A 16966-nucleotide genomic window follows, 5' to 3' on the forward strand; every position below is an offset into this window, starting at 1 on the left:
AATCTCCGACATGCACGATACCTTCCCCCCTCCTCTCGGCCGGCCCGCGTCGCGCGGCCGCCTCGCGATCGCTGGCGCGGGACTGGCAGGCACGCTCGCCGCGTGCCTGCTCGCCACGCGCGGCTGGCGCGTCGATGTGTTCGAGCGGCGCACTGACCCGCGACTCCACGGCGACGCGGGCGGCCGATCGATCAATCTCGCGCTCGCGGAGCGTGGCATCCACGCGCTACGCGCCGCGCGGCTCGACGTCGAAACGATGCACCACGCAGTCGCGATGCGCGGCCGCATGGTGCATACGATCGGCGAATATCCGCACCTGCATCCTTACGGACGCAGCCCCGGCGACGTGATCTGGTCGATCCATCGAGGTCGACTGAACCGGCTCCTGCTCGATGCGGCCGAGCGCGCCGGTGCGCGCGTGCATCACGATGCGGCCGTCGAGGATATTGATTGCGGGGCGCGCGAGCTGATCCTGACGAACGGGCAGCGTGTCGCCTTCGACCTGCTGATCGGTGCGGACGGCGCGGATTCCCGCGTGCGAGCCGCGCTATCGCGCACCGCCGATCTCGGCATCGATTGCGAACGGCAACCGCACGGCTACAAGGAGCTGGAGATTCCCGCAGCGCCCGGCGGCGGCTTTCGCATCGAGCCGCATGCGCTGCATCTGTGGCCGCGCGGCGGCTACATGTGCATCGCTCTGCCGAATGTCGAAGGCAGCTTCACCACGACGCTGTTCCTGCCGGTCGACGCGGATGGCGACCCGGGCACGCCCAGCTTCGCTCAGTTGCCCGACGGCCGTGCCGCGCGGCGACTGTTCGAGCAGACGTTCCCCGACCTGTCCACGCACGTGCCGGCACTCGAGGCCGATTTCGACGCGCACCCGGTCGGCATGCTCGCCACGCTGCGGCTGCAGCGCTGGCATGCGCACGGGCATACCGTACTGCTCGGAGATGCCGCGCACGCAATGGTTCCGTTCCATGGTCAGGGAATGAACTGCGCGCTGGAAGACGCCGTCGCGCTCGCGCACCAGCTCGATCAGCACCCGCACGATCGCCCGGCCGCGCTCGCCGCATTCGAGGCCGAACGCCGACCCAATGCGCTGGCGATCCAGGCGATGGCGCTCGAGAACTATGTCGAGATGCGTGCGCGGGTCGCGACGCCCGGATATGCGCTCGAACGCGAGCTGTCGACATGGCTCGCTGAACGCCATCCCGCGCGCTTCGTCCCGCGCTACAGCATGGTGACCTTCCAGCGTGTGCCGTATGTGCTCGCGTACGAACGCGGCAAGATCCAGGCCGACATCCTGCGGGCTGGTACAGCCGGCTGCGACTCATTCCGGCAGATCGACCTGCGCGCGGTCGAGCGCGACCTGTTCGAGCGCCTGCCCGAACTGTCCACAGTATGACCGCCGCCACGATCCTGCCAGGCATCATCCGGCCGGCCTGGCGCCGGCTGGATGACGCCGAGCGCGCACGCGAGTATTCGCCGAGTTCGAAAGCGCCGGATTTCCTCCACACGCTGTCCGACTATCGCGCGCGCAGCCTCAGCGCGGCACACGACCTCGTTGCGCCGACGATCCTGCGCTACGGCCCCGACGCCGCGCAGCGCATCCTGCTGTTCGAGCCGCCCGGGCACGCCGCCGACGTGCTTGTTGCCTATTTCCACGGCGGCTACTGGCAGGAACTGTCGGCCGACGATTCGCTGTTTCCCGCGCCCGCATTCCTCGGCCGGCGCATCGCCTACGCGGCCGTCGGCTACACGCTCGCGCCGCGCGCGACACTGCCCGGCATCGTCGAGCAGGCTGCCGATGCCATCGCCGCACTGCGGCGCTTCACGACCGCCCCACGGATGGCCGCCGCCCGGATAGCCGCCCCCCGCATCGTCATCGCCGGCAGTTCGGCGGGCGCTCATCTGGCCGCGATGCTGCTGACGCTCGACTGGCGCACGCGCGTGCCCGGCGTATCGCCGTTCGACGGCGCGATCCTGCTGTCGGGCATCTACGACCTGCGCCCGCTCGTCGGCACCTACATCAACGATGCGCTGCGACTAGACGAACGCGACGCCTTCGCGTTGAGCCCACAGTACCTGCCGATTCACACACGGGTACCGGTGACCGTCTGCTGGGGAGAACATGACACCAACGAGTTCCGGCGGCAGAGCCGTAATCTGGTCGGCCGCCTCGCGCGTGTCGGCATGCTGTACGCGGCCGGCGAAATGGCGGCGCGGAACCACTTCGACCTCGTATTCGACCTCGGTGTGGCCGGCTCGCCGCTTGATCGCCGGATCGCGCCACTGCTCGGCCGCGGCGGACGCTGACGCGTGCCCGCCACGGCGCGTGGCCTGCCCGCTACGCGAGCGCGGCGATCCCCGCACGGGCGACTTCCGCGTCCTCGGCGGACTTCACACCCGATACGCTGACCGAGCCGACGGTCTCGCCGTCGACGACGATCGGCACGCCGCCCTCGAGAAAGCCGGCCATCGGCGCGCTGAGAAACGACACGCGGCCCTGCATCACGATGTCTTCGTAGATCTTGGTCTCGCGTCGTCCGAGCGCGGCCGTGCGCCCTTTCGCGATCGCCATCTCGACCGAACTCGGCGTTGCGCCGTCGAGCCGCTGCAGATGCAGCAAGTGGCCGCCGTCGTCGAGAATCGCGATCGTCACGGGCCAGTGACGAGCCAGCGCGAAAGCCTCCGATGCGGCGGCGATCTTCTTTACGTCTTCACTCGTCAATACGGGTTTGGTTTTCATCGCGTGTGGCCTTTCTTTGGTTGATTCGTTGTTTTTACATAGTTATCCGAATTAAAAATATAGCGTAAACATTGCACCGATTCGACCGTCGCTTGACAATATGTCCGATACGGAAATGACGATTCGACGGAAAGCCCGCAGAGCGCGCCTGCGGCACACCACGCGCTACGCCTTGTGCGTCGACAACAAAATACTCGTCTCCGTATTCGCGATCCCGTCGATCAACCGGATCGCGCCGAGCACGCGATCGAAGTGCTCGAGCGAATCGGCGTGCAGCTCGGCGACCAGATCCCAGCGGCCATTGGTGCTGTGGATCGACGCGACGTTCGGATGCCCGCGCAGCACCTTCACCACTTCCGCGCCGCGATTGCCCTGCACCGCGATCGACATCAGCGCGCGGATCCGGTGCCGTTCGGCCGCCGGCTTGAGCCGCACCGTATAGCCGACGATCACGCCGTTTTTCTCCAGCCGCGTCAGCCGGTTCTGCACGGTCGCGCGCGCGACGCGCAGTTCCTTCGCCAGCGCGACGACGGGCAGTCGCGCGTTGTCGCGCAGCAGCGCGATGAGCTGCCGGTCGACGTCGTCGAGCGTGATCATGGGCGAGGCTTCCTGTTGAACGTGAACCGGCCGCCAGCGTGCCGGAGGCTGCGCATTCCGGCCAGCGCGAACCGCGCATATTGCCGAAATTGGCCATCATTCTGCCAAGTCTATCGATAAATCTGCCACTTTTGCTGTCTTTTTGTTGGCTCGACTCGCGGAAATAATGACGTCATCGACCGGCCGCATCCGCCGCGAAAGTGCCCGTCAGGCAGTCCGGGCCCGCGCCGGCGCCCTGTCCGGTCGACCGAAAAACCAGGACACCCGTACCGGCAAAGACCCTATGGAGACAGACCGATGACTCGCTTCCTCGACGTGCCCGCCACCGCCCGCCTGATCGCCCGGACCGGCGTCACGACGTTCCTGCGCGAACTCGTCGATACGCTGCGTGCCGATTACCTGCAGTGGGCCGATTTCGACAAGTCGCCGCGCGTCGCGTGCCACTCGCGCGACGGCGTGATCGAACTGATGCCCGTCGCGAACGCGTCGCTGTTCGCGTTCAAGTACGTGAACGGCCACCCCGTCAACGCGGCGCGCGGCATGCACACGGTGATGGCGTTCGGCGCGCTGGCCGAAGTCGACACCGGCTACCCGCTGCTGCTCGCCGAACTCACGCTGACCACCGCGCTGCGCACGGCCGCCACGTCGGTGCTCGCCGCGCAAGCGCTCGCACGGCCCGATGCGCGCACGATGGCGCTGATCGGCAACGGCGCGCAGAGCGAATTCCAGGCGATCGCCTTCCACTCGCTGCTCGGCATCGACGAAATCCGCGTGTTCGACGTCGATCCGCGCGCGACCGACAAGCTCGTGCACAACCTTGCCGCGTACCCCGGGCTGCGCGTGGTGCGCGCCGCGTCGACCGCCGACGCCGTGCGCGGCGCCGACATCGTGACGACCGTCACCGCCGACAAGGCATACGCGACGATCGTCACGGCCGGCATGATCGAGCCCGGCATGCATCTGAACGCCGTGGGCGGCGATTGCCCGGGCAAGACCGAACTCGAGGCGGGCGTGCTGCACGCGGGCCGCGTGTTCGTCGAATTCGAGCCGCAATCGCGCATCGAGGGCGAGATCCAGCAAATGCCGGCCGACTTCCCCGTCACCGAACTGTGGCGCGTGCTGCGCGGCGAAACGACCGGCCGCGAACGCGCGGACGAGGTCACGGTGTTCGACTCGGTCGGCTTCGCACTCGAGGATTACTCGGCGCTGCGCTACCTGTATGCACTCGCGCAGCGGCACCACGCGGGCGTCGAGATCGCGCTGATTCCGCCGGCCGTCGACCCGAAGAACCTGTTCGCGCTGATCGACGATCCGGCCGCGATCGCGCCGGGTCACGCGGTGCTGGTCGCCGAAGCCGTCGCCGCGTTCGCGCGCTGACCGTCATTCCCGGGCGGCGCGCGCCGCCCGGCTCCCCGTCCCTCGCTCCTGCCCCTCATGAATCTCGTATCGATCCAGGCGCCAGCCGCCGTCGTGATGATCCGGCCGCACCGCTTCCTGCCGAACCCGCAGACCGCGGCCGACAACGCATTCCAGCGCACGGCCGGAGGCGGTGCGGCCGGCGCACCGTCCGTTTCCGCGGCCGCGCGCGACGAGGTCACGGCCGCCGCACGCACGCTCGCCGATGCGGGCGTGCGCGTACACGTGTTCGACGACCACGGCGAACGCGACACGCCCGATTCGGTGTTCCCGAACAACTGGTTCTCGACGCACCCGGGCGGCCATGTCGCGCTGTATCCGATGTTCAGCGCGAACCGCCGCCGCGAACGGCGCGCCGATATCGTCGAGATGCTGAAGGCCGAGTATCGCGTGCAGGACGTGATCGATTACTCGGGGCTCGAATACGACGACGTGTTCCTGGAAGGCACGGGTGCGATGGTGCTCGACCACGTCGCGCGGATCGCGTACACCGCGCGTTCGCGCCGCGCCGATCCGGTCGCGCTCGAACGCTTCTGCACGCACTTCAATTTCGAGCCGATCTGCTTCGACACGGCCGATGCGGACGGCCGCCCGATCTATCACACGAACGTGATGATGAGCGTCGCGACCGAGTTCGCGATGGTCGGCCTCGACCTGATCGCCGACAGCCGCCGGCGCGACGAGATCGCGCGGCGGCTCGCCGAAACGGGCCGCACGGTGATCGCGCTCGATGCGGCGCAGATCGCGAATTTCGCGGGCAATACGCTGGAATTGTCGGGCAACGCGGGCCGCGTGCTCGCGCTGTCGCGGCGTGCGTTCGACTGCCTCACCGCAGCGCAGCGCGCGACGATCGAACGCTCCGCGCGGCTGCTGCCACTCGACGTGCCGACGATCGAACTGGCCGGCGGCTCGGTGCGCTGCATGCTGGCGGGGATTCATCTGGCGCGGCGTGCATGCACGCAGGACGCGCTGGACGTGCCGACAATCGAACTGGTCAGACCATAGGGCGTGCCGGAACTGCAAACCTGCCATTGACAGGTGAAGTGTCCACAACATTACAAGCCGGCCACCATAGATGGCATGAGCGGCGGGCCGATCTTCGCGTTGAACGTCCTCGACGGAGGGGACTATTCGTACAAGCTAATCGGCGTCCAGAGCTCGCGCAACAACAGCGACTCAGTTGCATTCTGCGCAATGCCGCCGTTCCTGAAGGCGCTTCGAGACACCGCGTCCAAATTCCACAAGAAATTGGGGGGACTGTAACGGCGCGGCGACCAAATCTTGATCGATCGGGAGCATTGGCCTTGGCATGGACTCACTGAAGATCGACGGGTGCCGAACTATCTCCGGACCAACAGGCGCGTGTGGTATTTCGCGATCTCCGCGCGGCGCCGCTTTTCCTCGGCCGTCCCAGCCACTCGCCGCACGCGAGCCGCTCGAACGCAGCGGCGAACTCGCCCACATAGCGCTCGGCCTGCTCGGGCGACCAGCGTTCGACGGTGTAGCTCCAGATGCCCTCGAGATCGGTCTCGGCCGGCGGCGTCAGCCGCACCGTACGCGACTTAACCGGCATGCCTGGTCCGCATGCGGGCCAGGAACGTCGGGCCGTCAAACGCGACCGGCGTGCCCGAGGCCTCGCCGGCCTTCAAGGCGTCCTGCAGGACCCGCAGTTCCGTTTCCCGGGTCTCGAGCAGGCGCAACCCTGCCCGCACCACGTCGCTCGCCGAGCCGTAGCGCCCGGACGCGACCTGCGTGTCCGCAAACTGGGTCAGGCGATCGCCCGGCGAGATCGATGTATTGCGTGGCATCGCGCTCCTCCTCGTAACCGCTCGATCATCTACCAAATTTTGGTATTCGCATCGATGGGGGGCCGCGGCCTCGCATCTGATAAGCAGAGTTATCAGAGGTAGCATTTTTGGCCCCGGCCCCGTGGATCCGCCGGCGCCGGCCGTAAAAAACCCGGCCGGGGCCGGGTCCACAGGTCGACATGCTGCCGTCAGCACTATCCGCCCCAGAAGCACCAAAACTCCCAGCATTGAGTCACCAGGCACTGGCGGGAATTACACTCGAACTGGGGCTGGAACTCCTCGGCGACCGCCGGCGCGACAACCCCGATCAGCATGGCGGCCGCTAGCCCGCCCAGCACGGCCCTTTTGATTCGACGCATGATGCGCTCTCCTTGATGGTGGATTGGCCCCGTCCGCGCGCGTCCCGATACCGACAAATCGTCTGACGAAAGCCATCAGCAAGCTTAGGCGACGCAGGCGGTTCGTCAAGCGGCGGGATCGATGCGTGCCAGGTTTGAGCGAGCTGCCGCCGCTCTGGTGGCGGTCCCCGCGGCGCCGGCTGCGGCGGCAACCGGCCAGTTGTAAGGGATTGGCCCGGCGGTTAGCCAATCAATCCCGGCCGCAGCCCGGATCGGGTACGTGAGTTGCGGGCGACACCGCCCGGCCCGACCAACATGCAGCCAAGCAGACTTGGCGGCATTGAAAGGTACGAAAGAAAAACCCGGCCGAGGCCGGGTTCTCGCTGCCTCGTACTACGCAGCCTTGCCTTGCTTGACCGATTCCGGCAGTGGGATGCCCCACTCCCGCATCAGTTTTTCCGCCTCATCCCAAATCAGGTCCAACGTGGCCCCGTCATCGGTTGCGGCGTCTAACCCCAGTGCCTCGGCAGCATCGTGCCAGGCTTCTTGCCACGCTTCTTCTCGATCGATCGACATAGGATCGGTCTCCCTACGGTTTGCCGCGAAGGTGCACTCGCTTGCGCGGCTGCCGGGCGCTTCACTCCACCATGGAGGTCTCGCGTAATCCGACCCGATCATCGTACAGGGCCGGAAGGAAATTGTCTGCGGGTAGACACGTAGTCAACTGACTTTGAGCACGAGGCCGTAAGCCGGAAAGAGCCCTGCAGCCGGGCTCTTTCCCGGGAGACGGGATTCCAGCCCGCGACAGACTTTCACCTATACCGGTTTGGCAACCCGACTCCTTAAACCGCTCGGGCGCCCCGGAACTCACGGCGAAGGGAAAGTCGCCAGGATTTATGCGTACGAGGCCATCAGCATCATTGGCCGCAAATAAAGGTTTGACGAGCAGGCAACAGCCGCGCCATTGCCCATTGCTCAGCGGTTTCGGACGCAATCCCTGGATGTCCGTCTGCGGGGCGACCGTTCTGGCCGACCGGGTTGCTTGCCCGCTCCTGCTCATATGCAAACGATGCCGAAGCGTGACGCGCACCGCTCACCCCGCCAGCAGCTTCAACCCGGCCGGCAGCGTTTCGCCGAACACGCGCACCGTATCGGCTTCGTCGAACGCGATCGCCTCGCGCACCATGTCGACCCATGCGGCCGACGCATTGGCGGCCGCGAGACGCCGGATCACCGATTCACGCACCTCGTCCGCCAGATCGCGCGAACGGTCGCCCGTCATCCGCGCGATCTGCGCGGCCGCGAACGCGGCCGGCTCGACCTGCTTCCAGTCGAGCGCAAACAGCGCATCGAGCCAGCCGCCGACGACATCCGCCGGCACGACGCCGTGCGCGCTACCGTAGAACGGCCGGCGCGCGCCGATGCGCCCGAGCGCCCATGCGCACAGCGCACGCTCGGCCGGCTTCTGCAATTGCACGATCAGGCGCCCGGCCAGCTCGACCTTGCGCTCGACCGGCAGCCTTTCGAGCGATGCGGACAACCGCGTCATGTCGGCGGGGCCGACCTTGCCCGGATCGAACGGCAGCTTGCGCCGCTTGTCGTCGGACGGTTCGAGGAACGCGATCGCGTCGCGCACCTGCGCCTGCGCGTCGTCGTCGAGGCCGCCGGCCACGCGCCGCCACAGCGTCCACCACTCCGACCACACCTGGCCGTCGGTCACGTATTGAATGCCGTCGTCGAACAGCGGCCACAGCTGCTCGATGCGCCAGGCGTCGAGCGGATGGCCGAAGCCCGGCCGCAGGCAATACCCGGCGAGGTTCAGCCACGCGCGCTCGTGATCGGCCGAGCGGCGGCGACGACGCGCGCGTGCGAGCAGCGCATCGAACAGTTCGCGGGCAAGCGCGACGTCCCACGCCTCGCGGGCGCCGAGCACCTGTTCGAGCTGCGCGCGCAGCCGGCGCGTGTCCTTCGGCGCGACGTCCGCCGCCTTGCTGCCGAACGAGCGCTCGATCAGTTCGAGCGCCTGGTCGAGCCGCGGATGCCGCGCGGGCGACGCATCGTCGCCAGGCGCCGGCGCATCGCCGCGCAGCTGGAATTCGAGCCGCCAGCGGCGCGCCGCGTCGTCGGTCGCGAGGCAATGCATTTCGAGCGTGCCGACTTCGGTCAGCGACGCGGTGAGCTTCACCGGCGTTTCGCGTGCGTCGCTGCCCACCTTCGCGTCGACCACCGTCGCGATCGGCGGCAGCCGCACGAAATCGCCGCCGTCGAGGTCGACGAGATCGCCGGGCCGGTACGCGGTCTCGGCCACCGTCGACACGAGGTGAAAACGCACCGGCTGTCCGAGCTGCAACGCGAACGTGCGATCCTCGAGCCGGATCTCGCGGCCCTCTTCCGCGCCCCGCGGCAGCAGGCAGACGCCACGCGCGGCGGAATCGGCCGCGCCGTCGTCGAGCACGAGGAAATAGCTGCGCGCGGAGCCGCCGCCGATGCGCGGCGCATGCCCGGCGCGCGCGAGCCCGTAGGCCACCGCGCCGCGCGCGACGGCCACGTCCGGATGCGCGTTGTGCAGCACGTCGAGCGGCGCGCCGCGCCACGCGCCGAGCGTCCGTGCGAGCCGGCCGGCAAGCGCGCCCGCGCGGAACACGCCGCCGTTGAGCAGCAGCGTGTCGGGCAGCGGGCCTTCCGCGTGACGCTTCAGGAACGCGGCGACGTGCCGCGTGACGGCCGCGTCGCTCGCATACGGCAGCCCGAATTCGACGATCGCGGCGCGCGCACGGCGCGGCAGCTCGCCGGCTTCGACCTGCGGAAAGAACCCGTCGACGACGATCTGCTCGACTTCCTGCCGCGTCAGCTCGGCCGAGCGCGCGCCGCCGACGAGCTTGCTGCCCGCGCCGAGCAGCGTGACGGTGACGGATGCGGGCGCGTCGTCGCCGAGCAGCCGCTCCTTCGCCGCGCGGCAGCGCTCGACGAGCTGCGACAGGCTCGCGGCCGACAGCCGCGCGCCGGGCTCGGTCAGGCGCGTTTCGACCAGGCGCGCGAGCGCGAGGTCCATGTTGTCGCCGCCGAGCATCAGGTGATTGCCGACGCCGACGCGCGTGAAGGTCGGCTCGCCGTCGCCGCCCGGCGCGACGTCGACGAGCGTGAGGTCGGTCGTGCCGCCGCCGACGTCGCAGATCAGCACGCGCCGCGCGGCGGCGAACGTGTCGCGCAACCTGCGACGCTGGCCGTACAGCCAGTCGTAGAACGCGGCCTGCGGCTCCTCCAGCAGCCGCAGCGCGGGCAGCTTCGCGCGCCGCGCGGCCTCGACGGTCAGTGCCCGCGCGCCGTCGTCGAACGACGCGGGCACCGTGAGGATCACGTCCTGTTCCGCGAGCGGCGCATCGGGAAAGCGCGCGTTCCACGCGTCGCGCACATGCGCGAGATAGCTCGCGCTGGCATCGACCGGCGACACCTTGTCGACGCCGTCGGCCGCGCCCCACGGCAGGATCGCCGCGAGCCGGTCGACCGACGCGTGCGACAGCCAGCTCTTCGCACTGCTGACGAGCCGGCCCGGCACCTGCGCGCCGAGCGTGCGCGCGTAGCGGCCGATCACGGCCGGCGCCGCCCCGGCCGCGCCCGCCTGCGCATCGGCCGCCCACGGCAGCCGCAACGCATCGGGCGGCAGCTCGCCCGCCGCGGGGTGATAGCGCACCGACGGCAGCAGCGGCTGGGCGGCCACCGCACCGGGGCCGACCAGCTGCTCGACGTCGAACACGCGGATCGCGTCGGAACCGGCCTCGACGTATGCGACGACCGTGTTGCTGGTGCCGAGGTCGATACCGACCGTATAGCGCTTCATCGCGCTCAGGCGGCGCCGCGCACGTCGAACTCGACCTTCCAGCGCTCGTTCGTGCCGCTCGGGATCGCCTCGAGTTCGAGCGTGCCGGCCTCGGTCACGCGCGCATGCAGCTTCACCGGCACGACCTCGCCGACCGTGCGCCCTTCGGCGGGCAGCGTGGCCTGGATTTCCTCGAGTTCCTGCAGTTCTTCCGGCGACCAGTAGTCGAGCAGCGTGCCGACCTGATCCTGGCGGCGCACCGACGAACCGAAGAAGCGGAACTGCACCGGTTCGCCGACGACGAGGCCGAACTCCTGCGGCGGCAGCGCCGCATCCGAGCCCTCCTCCATCCCGAACGGCGCGACGCACAGCGCCTGCACCGGCGGTTCGAGCCCCGGCACCGCGGGCATCGCCGATTCGATCGCGACGTAGTACGCACGCGCCGTGCCGCCGCGAATGCGTACGCCGCGGCCGCGCTTCACGTAGCCGTAGTAGGCCGCGCCGCGCGCGACCGCGAGATCGAGATCCGCGCCTTCGAGCAGGCGGGCGGGCGGTGCGCCTTCGGCGGCGAGCCAGCTGTTGAGGGTGTCGAGCACGCGCTGCGTGAGCAGCGTCGACTTGAACACGCCGCCGTTGAACAGCACGGCGGTCGGATGCAGGAACGTCGCGCCCTGCGGCAGCGTGCGCTGCACGCCTTCGAGCGAATCGAGCGCCGCGACCTGGCGGCCGAGGAACGCCGCGAGATGGCGCGTGACGCCCGCGTCCTGCGCATACGGCAGGCCGAGCTGCGTCAGGCCGACGCGCGCGCGGCTCACCGGGCGCGCCGCCGCATCGACCTGCGGGAAGAAGCCTTCGAGGATCGTCTGCGTGAGTTCCGCGCGGGTGAGTTCCGTGCGGATCGACCCGCCGATCAGCTTCGAGCCGCGGCTCGGCACGACGAGCGGCACCGCGTCGGCCGACGGATCGGACAGCAGCGTTTCCTTCGCGGCGCGGCATGCGTACGTGAGCGCGCGCAGTTGCCACGGATCGGCCTGGGTGCCCAGCTGCGCGAGCTTGCGGGCGACCACGTGCGCGAGCGCGAGGTCCATGTTGTCGCCGCCGAGCAGGATGTGCTCGCCCACCGCCACGCGGTGCAGTTCGAGATTGCCGTCGCGCTCGACCACCGCGATCAGCGACAGGTCGGTCGTGCCGCCGCCGACGTCGACGCACAGGATCAGGTCGCCGACCTGCACCTGCTTGCGCCAGCCGCCGTGGCTTTTCTGGATCCAGCTGTAGAGCGCGGCCTGCGGCTCCTCGAGCAGCGTCATCCGCGAATAGCCGGCGGCGCGGGCGGCCTCGGCCGTCAGCTCGCGCGCGGCCGGGTCGAACGACGCGGGGATCGTGACCGTCACGTCCTGCTCGGCGAACGGCGCATCGGGATGCGCGTGGTCCCACGCTTCGCGCAGGTGCGTCAGGTAGCGGATCGAGCTTTCCAGCGGCGACACGCGCGACACCTCGGGCGGCGCATCGCTCGGCAGGATCGCCGCGCGGCGGTCGACGCCCGGGTGGCACAGCCAGCTCTTCGCGCTCGACACGAGGCGGATCGGCGTGCCGGCGCCGCGGGTGCGCGCCATCTCGCCGACCGCGAAGTCGCGCGAGGACGTCCACGGCAGCGTCAGGTCGCCCTGCGTCAGTTCGCTTTCATGCGGCAGGTAGAGGAACGACGGCAGCAGGTCGCGCGACTCCAGCGCGCCGGGCGCGGTGAGCTGCGCGATCGGCAGCACCTGCTGCGCGATGGTTTCGCCGTCGCTCGCGGCGCTGTCGACGTACGACAGCGCGCAGTGGGTCGTCCCGAGGTCGATCCCGATCGAATAGCGCGAATCGCTCACAGTTCCACCTCCGCCGGTGCGACGACCGAGGCGTCGTGGCTGCCCGTCAGCTTCGGCAGGCGCACGTCGGCCACGCGCCAGCCGCGATGGCTGACCGTCCCCGTGAACGGCGCGGCGCCGACCACGTTGCCCGTCACGCGCACGGCCGTCGCGTCGAAGCCGGCCGGCAGCGTCACGCGGCTGCCTTCGGCTTCGTCGCGCACCGGCACGATCGTGAAGTGCTCGCGCAGCGCGGCGCGGCAGCCGTCGTGGACGAGGCGCGCGGCCGCGCCGATGTCGGCGTCCGCGTAGCCGGCGATGTCTTCCTCGACGAAATCGATGAAGCGCGCATCGCGCTGCAGCAGGCCGAGCAGTTGCAGCGCGGCCTGCGGGCTCGCTTCGCGCAGCTCGGGCGCCGGCGCCTTCACGGGCGCCGGCGCGGGGGCCGGGGCGGCCGCGGGGGCCGGTGCAACCGGCGCCGGGGCGCCGTCGCGCACGCGCAGCACGCCGGCCGCGAACTCGCGATTGCCGAGCACGGAGAAGAACGTGCCGACGGCAAGCGACAGCCGGCCGAAGAAGGACAGGTTGGATTCGGGCATGAGGTCTGGACTCCTGTGGGCTCGCGACATGGCGAGCGATCGTGCCTGGGCGCCCGGCGGCGGCGTGCGGATTGCGCACTTTCGCCACCCGGCGCGTGATTCGGTCGCGCCCTCGCGGGTGCGGAAAACCCGTATTTTGCCCTGTGGCGGGCGAACCGGGCAGAAGTTGGGGGACAGAACGTCGCGACGCGACCGTTTCGGCCGCGTCGGCACGCACGGCGGCCGCGCCCGGCCGCGATGCTGCAGCGCGTCAGCGCGGCTTGCGCCGCCGGGCCGCCTTCGCTTCGAAATCGCGCGACAGCATGCCGAGCGTGACTTCGCCGAAGCGGGCCAGCAGCGTCGTCTCGGCCTCCTTCAGCGTGGCTGACAGGTGCGCGTTGACGGCCTGCTCGACCAGGCATTCGGCCTCGTCGTCGGTGACGAGATCGGAGAACAGCGGCGGCTCGCCCACCGCGCCATAGACGTCGAGCAGCGTGATGTCGTCGAGTGCGGCGCTCAACACCCACCCGCCGCCATGCCCCTTCTCCGACTGCACGTAGCCGTGGTCGCGCAAGCCGCCGAGCAGGCGGCGCACGACCACCGGGTTCGTGCCCAGCATCGTCGCGATCGTCTCCGACGTCAGCGGGCCGTCGGCCTGGTCCATGTGGATCAACACGTGCAGCATGCGCGACAAACGGCTATCGGTCCTCACGGGCGGCGCCCCTCTCTCTCGAAACTCTTGAAGTTGCGTGAATGATACCACCGCCCTATCATGCAACTTCTCATGTTTCATGAGTTGGCCGCCATCGGAACATGTCCGTCATTCACGCAGGTTCAGGAAAGGAGTGGGTGCATGCATGACCATCATGAAGTGATCGTGATCGGCGGCAGCTTTGCGGGGCTGTCGGCCGCGATGCAGCTTGCGCGGGCGCGCCGCCGCGTGCTCGTGATCGACGCCGGCCGGCCGCGCAACCGCTTTGCCGCACACGCGCACGGCTTTTTCGGGCAGGACGGCAAGCCGCCCGTGCAAATCGTCGAGGAAGCCGCCGCGCAGCTCGCCGCGTATCCGACCGTACAGCGGATCGCGGGCGACGTGCGCACGGCCGAACGCGATGAGCACGGCCGCTTCCAGGTGACGCTGGCCGACGGCAGCCATGCGAGCGCCGACCGGCTGATCCTCGCAACCGGCATTCGCGACGAACTGCCCGCGCTGCCGGGGCTCGCCGAACGCTGGGGCGTCAGCGTGCTGCATTGTCCGTATTGCCATGGATACGAAGTGAGCGGCCGGCGGCTCGGCGTGCTCGCCACGCATCCGCTGTCCGTGCATCAGGCGATCCTGATTCCGGACTGGGGCCCGACGACGTGGTTCACGCAGGGCGTGGCCGACGTGAATCAGGAAGAAGCCGCGCTGCTCGATGCGCGCGGCGTACGCATCGAGCGCTCGCCGGTCGTTGAAATCCTGGGCGACGCGCCGCGTATCGAAGCGTTGCGGCTCGCCGACGGGCAGGTCGTGCCGATCGATGCGCTGTTCGTCGGCGCGCGTACGGCCATGGCGAGCGATCTCGCTCAACAGCTCGGCTGTGCATTCGACGACGGGCCGCTCGGCGCCGTCGTGCGCGTCGATGCGGGAAAAGAGACGAGCGTCGCCGGCGTATTCGCGGCCGGTGACGCGTCGACACCGATGACCAACGCGACGTTCGCGTCGGCGTCAGGCGTGATGGCCGGGGTCGCCGCGCATCGGTCGCTGATTTTCGGGCTGCGCGCGTAAGCGGGCATCTTGCCGGCTGCAACGCGCCGTCACGCGGCGCGCGGCGCCGCTTCCACCGCCGGTTCCGCGCCGCCCTCCATGCAGCACTCCTCGAGCGAGATCCGCCGCGTTTCGCGCCCGTTGAGCCACCACAGGCCGGCCGCGAGCGGCCCCGGCAACGCGAGCACGAGCAACACGACCAGCGCGGCCGACGGCGCGCCGGACATCGCATGGACGCTCGTCAGCATCAGCGGTGCGACCACCGCGCCGAGCCGGCCGATCGCGACCGATACGCCGAGCCCCGTCGCGCGAATCCGCGTCGGCAGGATCTCGGACGACACGACATAGCCCGAGATGTACGCCCACGTGACGCCGAACTGGATCAGGCAATAGCCGAGCACCATGCCGGGCAGCGCGTGCATCGCATAGATGAACACGATCGCCGCGACCGTGAACGTGTAGCTCGCGAACAGCGACGCGCGCCGCCCCCACGCCTCGACGAGCACTGCCGCGACGATGCCGCCCGCGAGCGCCGCCGCGTTGCCGATCATGTAGTAGATCGGCATGTCCGTCGACGCGACCTTCAGGTATGGCAGGATCACGAGCGCCATCAGCGACAGCACGCCGTACACGACGGCCGCCTGCGAGAAGTTCAGCGCACCGGCCAGCGCGCAGCGCGCGCGATACGCGCCGAACAGTTCGCGGACGTTGCGCCAGAATGCGGGCGCCTGGTGTGCGAAACGGGTCGGCGTATAGCGTTTCGCCAACTGCGCGCGATCGGCCGGCGCAAGCGGGTCACGCGCAGCGCTCGCGACGACCTGCTCGACGATGGCCTCCGCTTCCGCCACGCGCCCCTGCTGGATCAGCCAGCGCGGCGATTCCGGAATCACGCGGCGGATCCAGAAGAACACCAGCGCCATCGTCGTGCCGAGGCCGAAGCCCACGCGCCACGCCCACTCGGCCGGCAACTGGTTCAGCACGAGATACGACACGGCCGCCGACAGCAGTGCGCCGACCGGGAAGCCCGACAGGATCAGCGCATCGGTGCGGCCGCGATGGCTATGGTCCGTGAGATGCGGTTTAATGCTCTGCATCATCAGCATTAAGGAACATGAAATGCTCGATCTCGACGACCTTCGGCTCGTTCGCGCGATCGGCGCGTCGCGCTCGCTGGCCGCGGCCGCGCGCCTGCTCGACCTCACGCCGCCCGCGGTCACGATTCGCCTGCAGCGGATGGAGGCGCGCCTGAACGCGCGGCTCGCGGTGCGGCAGCCGAAAGGAATCGCACTGACCGACGAAGGGCAGCGGCTGTACCAGGAAGCCGTCGGCATCCTCGAGCGGGTGGAGGCGCTGCCGGCCAGCCTCGCGGGCGACCGGGGCGACGTGCAGGGCACGCTGCGGGTGGTCGCCCCGCTCGGCTTCGGGCGCAAGTACGTCGCGCGGATCGTGCGCGACGTCCAGCGGGCGCATCCGAAACTCGAGATCGCGCTGCACCTGTCGGAGAGCCCGTTGACCGGCGCGGCGGGCGCCGACGTGGTCGTCCACGTCGGCAGCCTCAAGCCGTCGTCGTGGGTCGGCTATCCGCTCGCGCCCAACGAGCGCTTCCTGTGCGCGAGCCCGGCCTATGCGCGCCGCATCGAGGCACTGAACCACCCGTCCGACCTCGCGCGCTACGACTGCCTGTGCCTGCGCGAAAACGACGAGGACATCCCGCGCTGGCGCTTCTCGCCGGGCCGCGACGTCAAGGGCGAGTCGCGGCGGTCGGTCGTCATCCGCGTCGGCGGCGCGCTGTCGTCGAACGACGGCACCGTCATCACCGAGTGGGCGCTGGCCGGCCTCGGGATCGTCGAGCGCTCGGAATGGGACGTCGCCCCGTTGCTGGCGAGCGGCAAGCTCGTCCGCCTGCTGCCCGACTGGCGCCTGCCGGCCGCGCCGGTCACGGCGCTGCTGCCGTCGCGCACCGGCCATTCCGCGCGGCAGCGCGTGTTTCTCGACGCCGCGCGGCGGTTTCTCGATCCGCCGCCGTGGCGCGGCAACGCATGAACGCCGCCCCGCCCCATCCCGCAAGA

At 69.4% G+C, this 16966-nt stretch carries 16 protein-coding genes; 6 read left to right on the top strand and 10 right to left on the bottom strand.

Annotation, left to right across the window (positions count from 1 at the left end; translation table 11 throughout):
* Positions 1-10: 10 nt before the first annotated feature.
* Both GQ56_RS0108500 and GQ56_RS0108505 read left to right on the top strand, forming a co-directional pair.
* On the top strand, positions 11-1405 hold the full coding sequence (locus tag GQ56_RS0108500; protein ID WP_052007235.1) for an FAD-dependent oxidoreductase: 1395 nt from the start codon (positions 11-13) through the stop codon (positions 1403-1405).
* Positions 1402-2316 carry an alpha/beta hydrolase gene (locus tag GQ56_RS0108505; RefSeq protein ID WP_052007236.1) on the top strand — a complete coding sequence of 305 codons (915 nt, stop codon included), beginning with the start codon at positions 1402-1404 and terminating at the stop codon, positions 2314-2316. Before GQ56_RS0108500 ends, GQ56_RS0108505 begins: the two co-directional genes overlap by 4 nt.
* A gap of 31 nt (positions 2317-2347) precedes the next feature.
* Here GQ56_RS0108505 and GQ56_RS0108510 read toward each other — a convergent pair whose 3' ends face one another.
* Entirely contained in the window at positions 2348-2749 is a 402-nt protein-coding gene (locus tag GQ56_RS0108510; RefSeq protein WP_031398255.1) for a GlcG/HbpS family heme-binding protein, read from the bottom strand.
* 165 nt (positions 2750-2914) lie between these two features.
* Positions 2915-3346 carry an Lrp/AsnC family transcriptional regulator gene (locus GQ56_RS0108515; protein ID WP_006479718.1) on the bottom strand — a complete coding sequence of 144 codons (432 nt, stop codon included), beginning with the start codon at positions 3344-3346 and terminating at the stop codon, positions 2915-2917.
* Between the two features lie 297 nt (positions 3347-3643).
* Between GQ56_RS0108515 and GQ56_RS0108520 the strand changes: the two genes are divergently transcribed.
* Both GQ56_RS0108520 and ctlX read left to right on the top strand, forming a co-directional pair.
* Complete coding sequence (locus tag GQ56_RS0108520; RefSeq protein WP_031398256.1) at positions 3644-4723, top strand: ornithine cyclodeaminase; 1080 nt, start codon at positions 3644-3646, stop codon at positions 4721-4723.
* A gap of 57 nt (positions 4724-4780) precedes the next feature.
* Complete coding sequence (gene ctlX / locus GQ56_RS0108525; protein ID WP_031398257.1) at positions 4781-5767, top strand: citrulline utilization hydrolase CtlX; 987 nt, start codon at positions 4781-4783, stop codon at positions 5765-5767.
* Positions 5768-6077: 310 nt separating this feature from the next.
* On the opposite strand, the gene GQ56_RS40880 is transcribed toward ctlX, so the two are convergent.
* The 7 genes from GQ56_RS40880 to GQ56_RS0108565 form a co-directional block, all read right to left on the bottom strand.
* Positions 6078-6335: a type II toxin-antitoxin system RelE/ParE family toxin gene (locus GQ56_RS40880; RefSeq protein ID WP_075122901.1), complete on the bottom strand. Its 258-nt coding sequence runs from the start codon at positions 6333-6335 to the stop codon at positions 6078-6080.
* On the bottom strand, positions 6325-6570 hold the full coding sequence (locus tag GQ56_RS0108535; RefSeq protein ID WP_031398259.1) for a type II toxin-antitoxin system ParD family antitoxin: 246 nt from the start codon (positions 6568-6570) through the stop codon (positions 6325-6327). Before GQ56_RS0108535 ends, GQ56_RS40880 begins: the two co-directional genes overlap by 11 nt.
* A 731-nt stretch (positions 6571-7301) precedes the next feature.
* Entirely contained in the window at positions 7302-7484 is a 183-nt protein-coding gene (locus GQ56_RS0108545; protein WP_031398260.1) for a hypothetical protein, read from the bottom strand.
* 517 nt (positions 7485-8001) lie between these two features.
* Entirely contained in the window at positions 8002-10746 is a 2745-nt protein-coding gene (locus GQ56_RS0108550; protein ID WP_031398261.1) for an Hsp70 family protein, read from the bottom strand.
* Between the two features lie 5 nt (positions 10747-10751).
* Positions 10752-12593 carry an Hsp70 family protein gene (locus GQ56_RS0108555; protein ID WP_031398262.1) on the bottom strand — a complete coding sequence of 614 codons (1842 nt, stop codon included), beginning with the start codon at positions 12591-12593 and terminating at the stop codon, positions 10752-10754.
* The gene (locus GQ56_RS0108560; RefSeq protein ID WP_031398263.1) at positions 12590-13171 is read right to left on the bottom strand and encodes a DUF2760 domain-containing protein; all 582 of its coding nucleotides are present in this window, start codon (positions 13169-13171) and stop codon (positions 12590-12592) included. Before GQ56_RS0108560 ends, GQ56_RS0108555 begins: the two co-directional genes overlap by 4 nt.
* A gap of 250 nt (positions 13172-13421) precedes the next feature.
* A complete protein-coding gene (locus GQ56_RS0108565; protein WP_031398264.1) occupies positions 13422-13862 on the bottom strand; it encodes an Rrf2 family transcriptional regulator in 441 nt (146 codons plus the stop codon).
* Positions 13863-14003: 141 nt separating this feature from the next.
* Here GQ56_RS0108565 and GQ56_RS0108570 point away from each other — a divergent pair, with 141 nt between their 5' ends.
* Positions 14004-14918 (top strand): NAD(P)/FAD-dependent oxidoreductase, encoded by a 915-nt coding sequence (locus GQ56_RS0108570; RefSeq protein ID WP_031398265.1) that lies wholly within the window; start codon positions 14004-14006, stop codon positions 14916-14918.
* 29 nt (positions 14919-14947) lie between these two features.
* On the opposite strand, the gene GQ56_RS0108575 is transcribed toward GQ56_RS0108570, so the two are convergent.
* On the bottom strand, positions 14948-15994 hold the full coding sequence (locus tag GQ56_RS0108575) for an MFS transporter (protein WP_235212666.1): 1047 nt from the start codon (positions 15992-15994) through the stop codon (positions 14948-14950).
* On the opposite strand from GQ56_RS0108575, the gene GQ56_RS0108580 reads away from it, so the two are divergent.
* Positions 15981-16940: a LysR substrate-binding domain-containing protein gene (locus GQ56_RS0108580; RefSeq protein ID WP_031398390.1), complete on the top strand. Its 960-nt coding sequence runs from the start codon at positions 15981-15983 to the stop codon at positions 16938-16940. The two genes, GQ56_RS0108575 and GQ56_RS0108580, sit on opposite strands and share 14 nt — an antisense overlap.
* The last annotated feature ends 26 nt before the right edge of the window (positions 16941-16966 follow it).

It is taken from the genome of Burkholderia paludis (genome assembly GCF_000732615.1).
Lineage (GTDB): Bacteria > Pseudomonadota > Gammaproteobacteria > Burkholderiales > Burkholderiaceae > Burkholderia > Burkholderia paludis.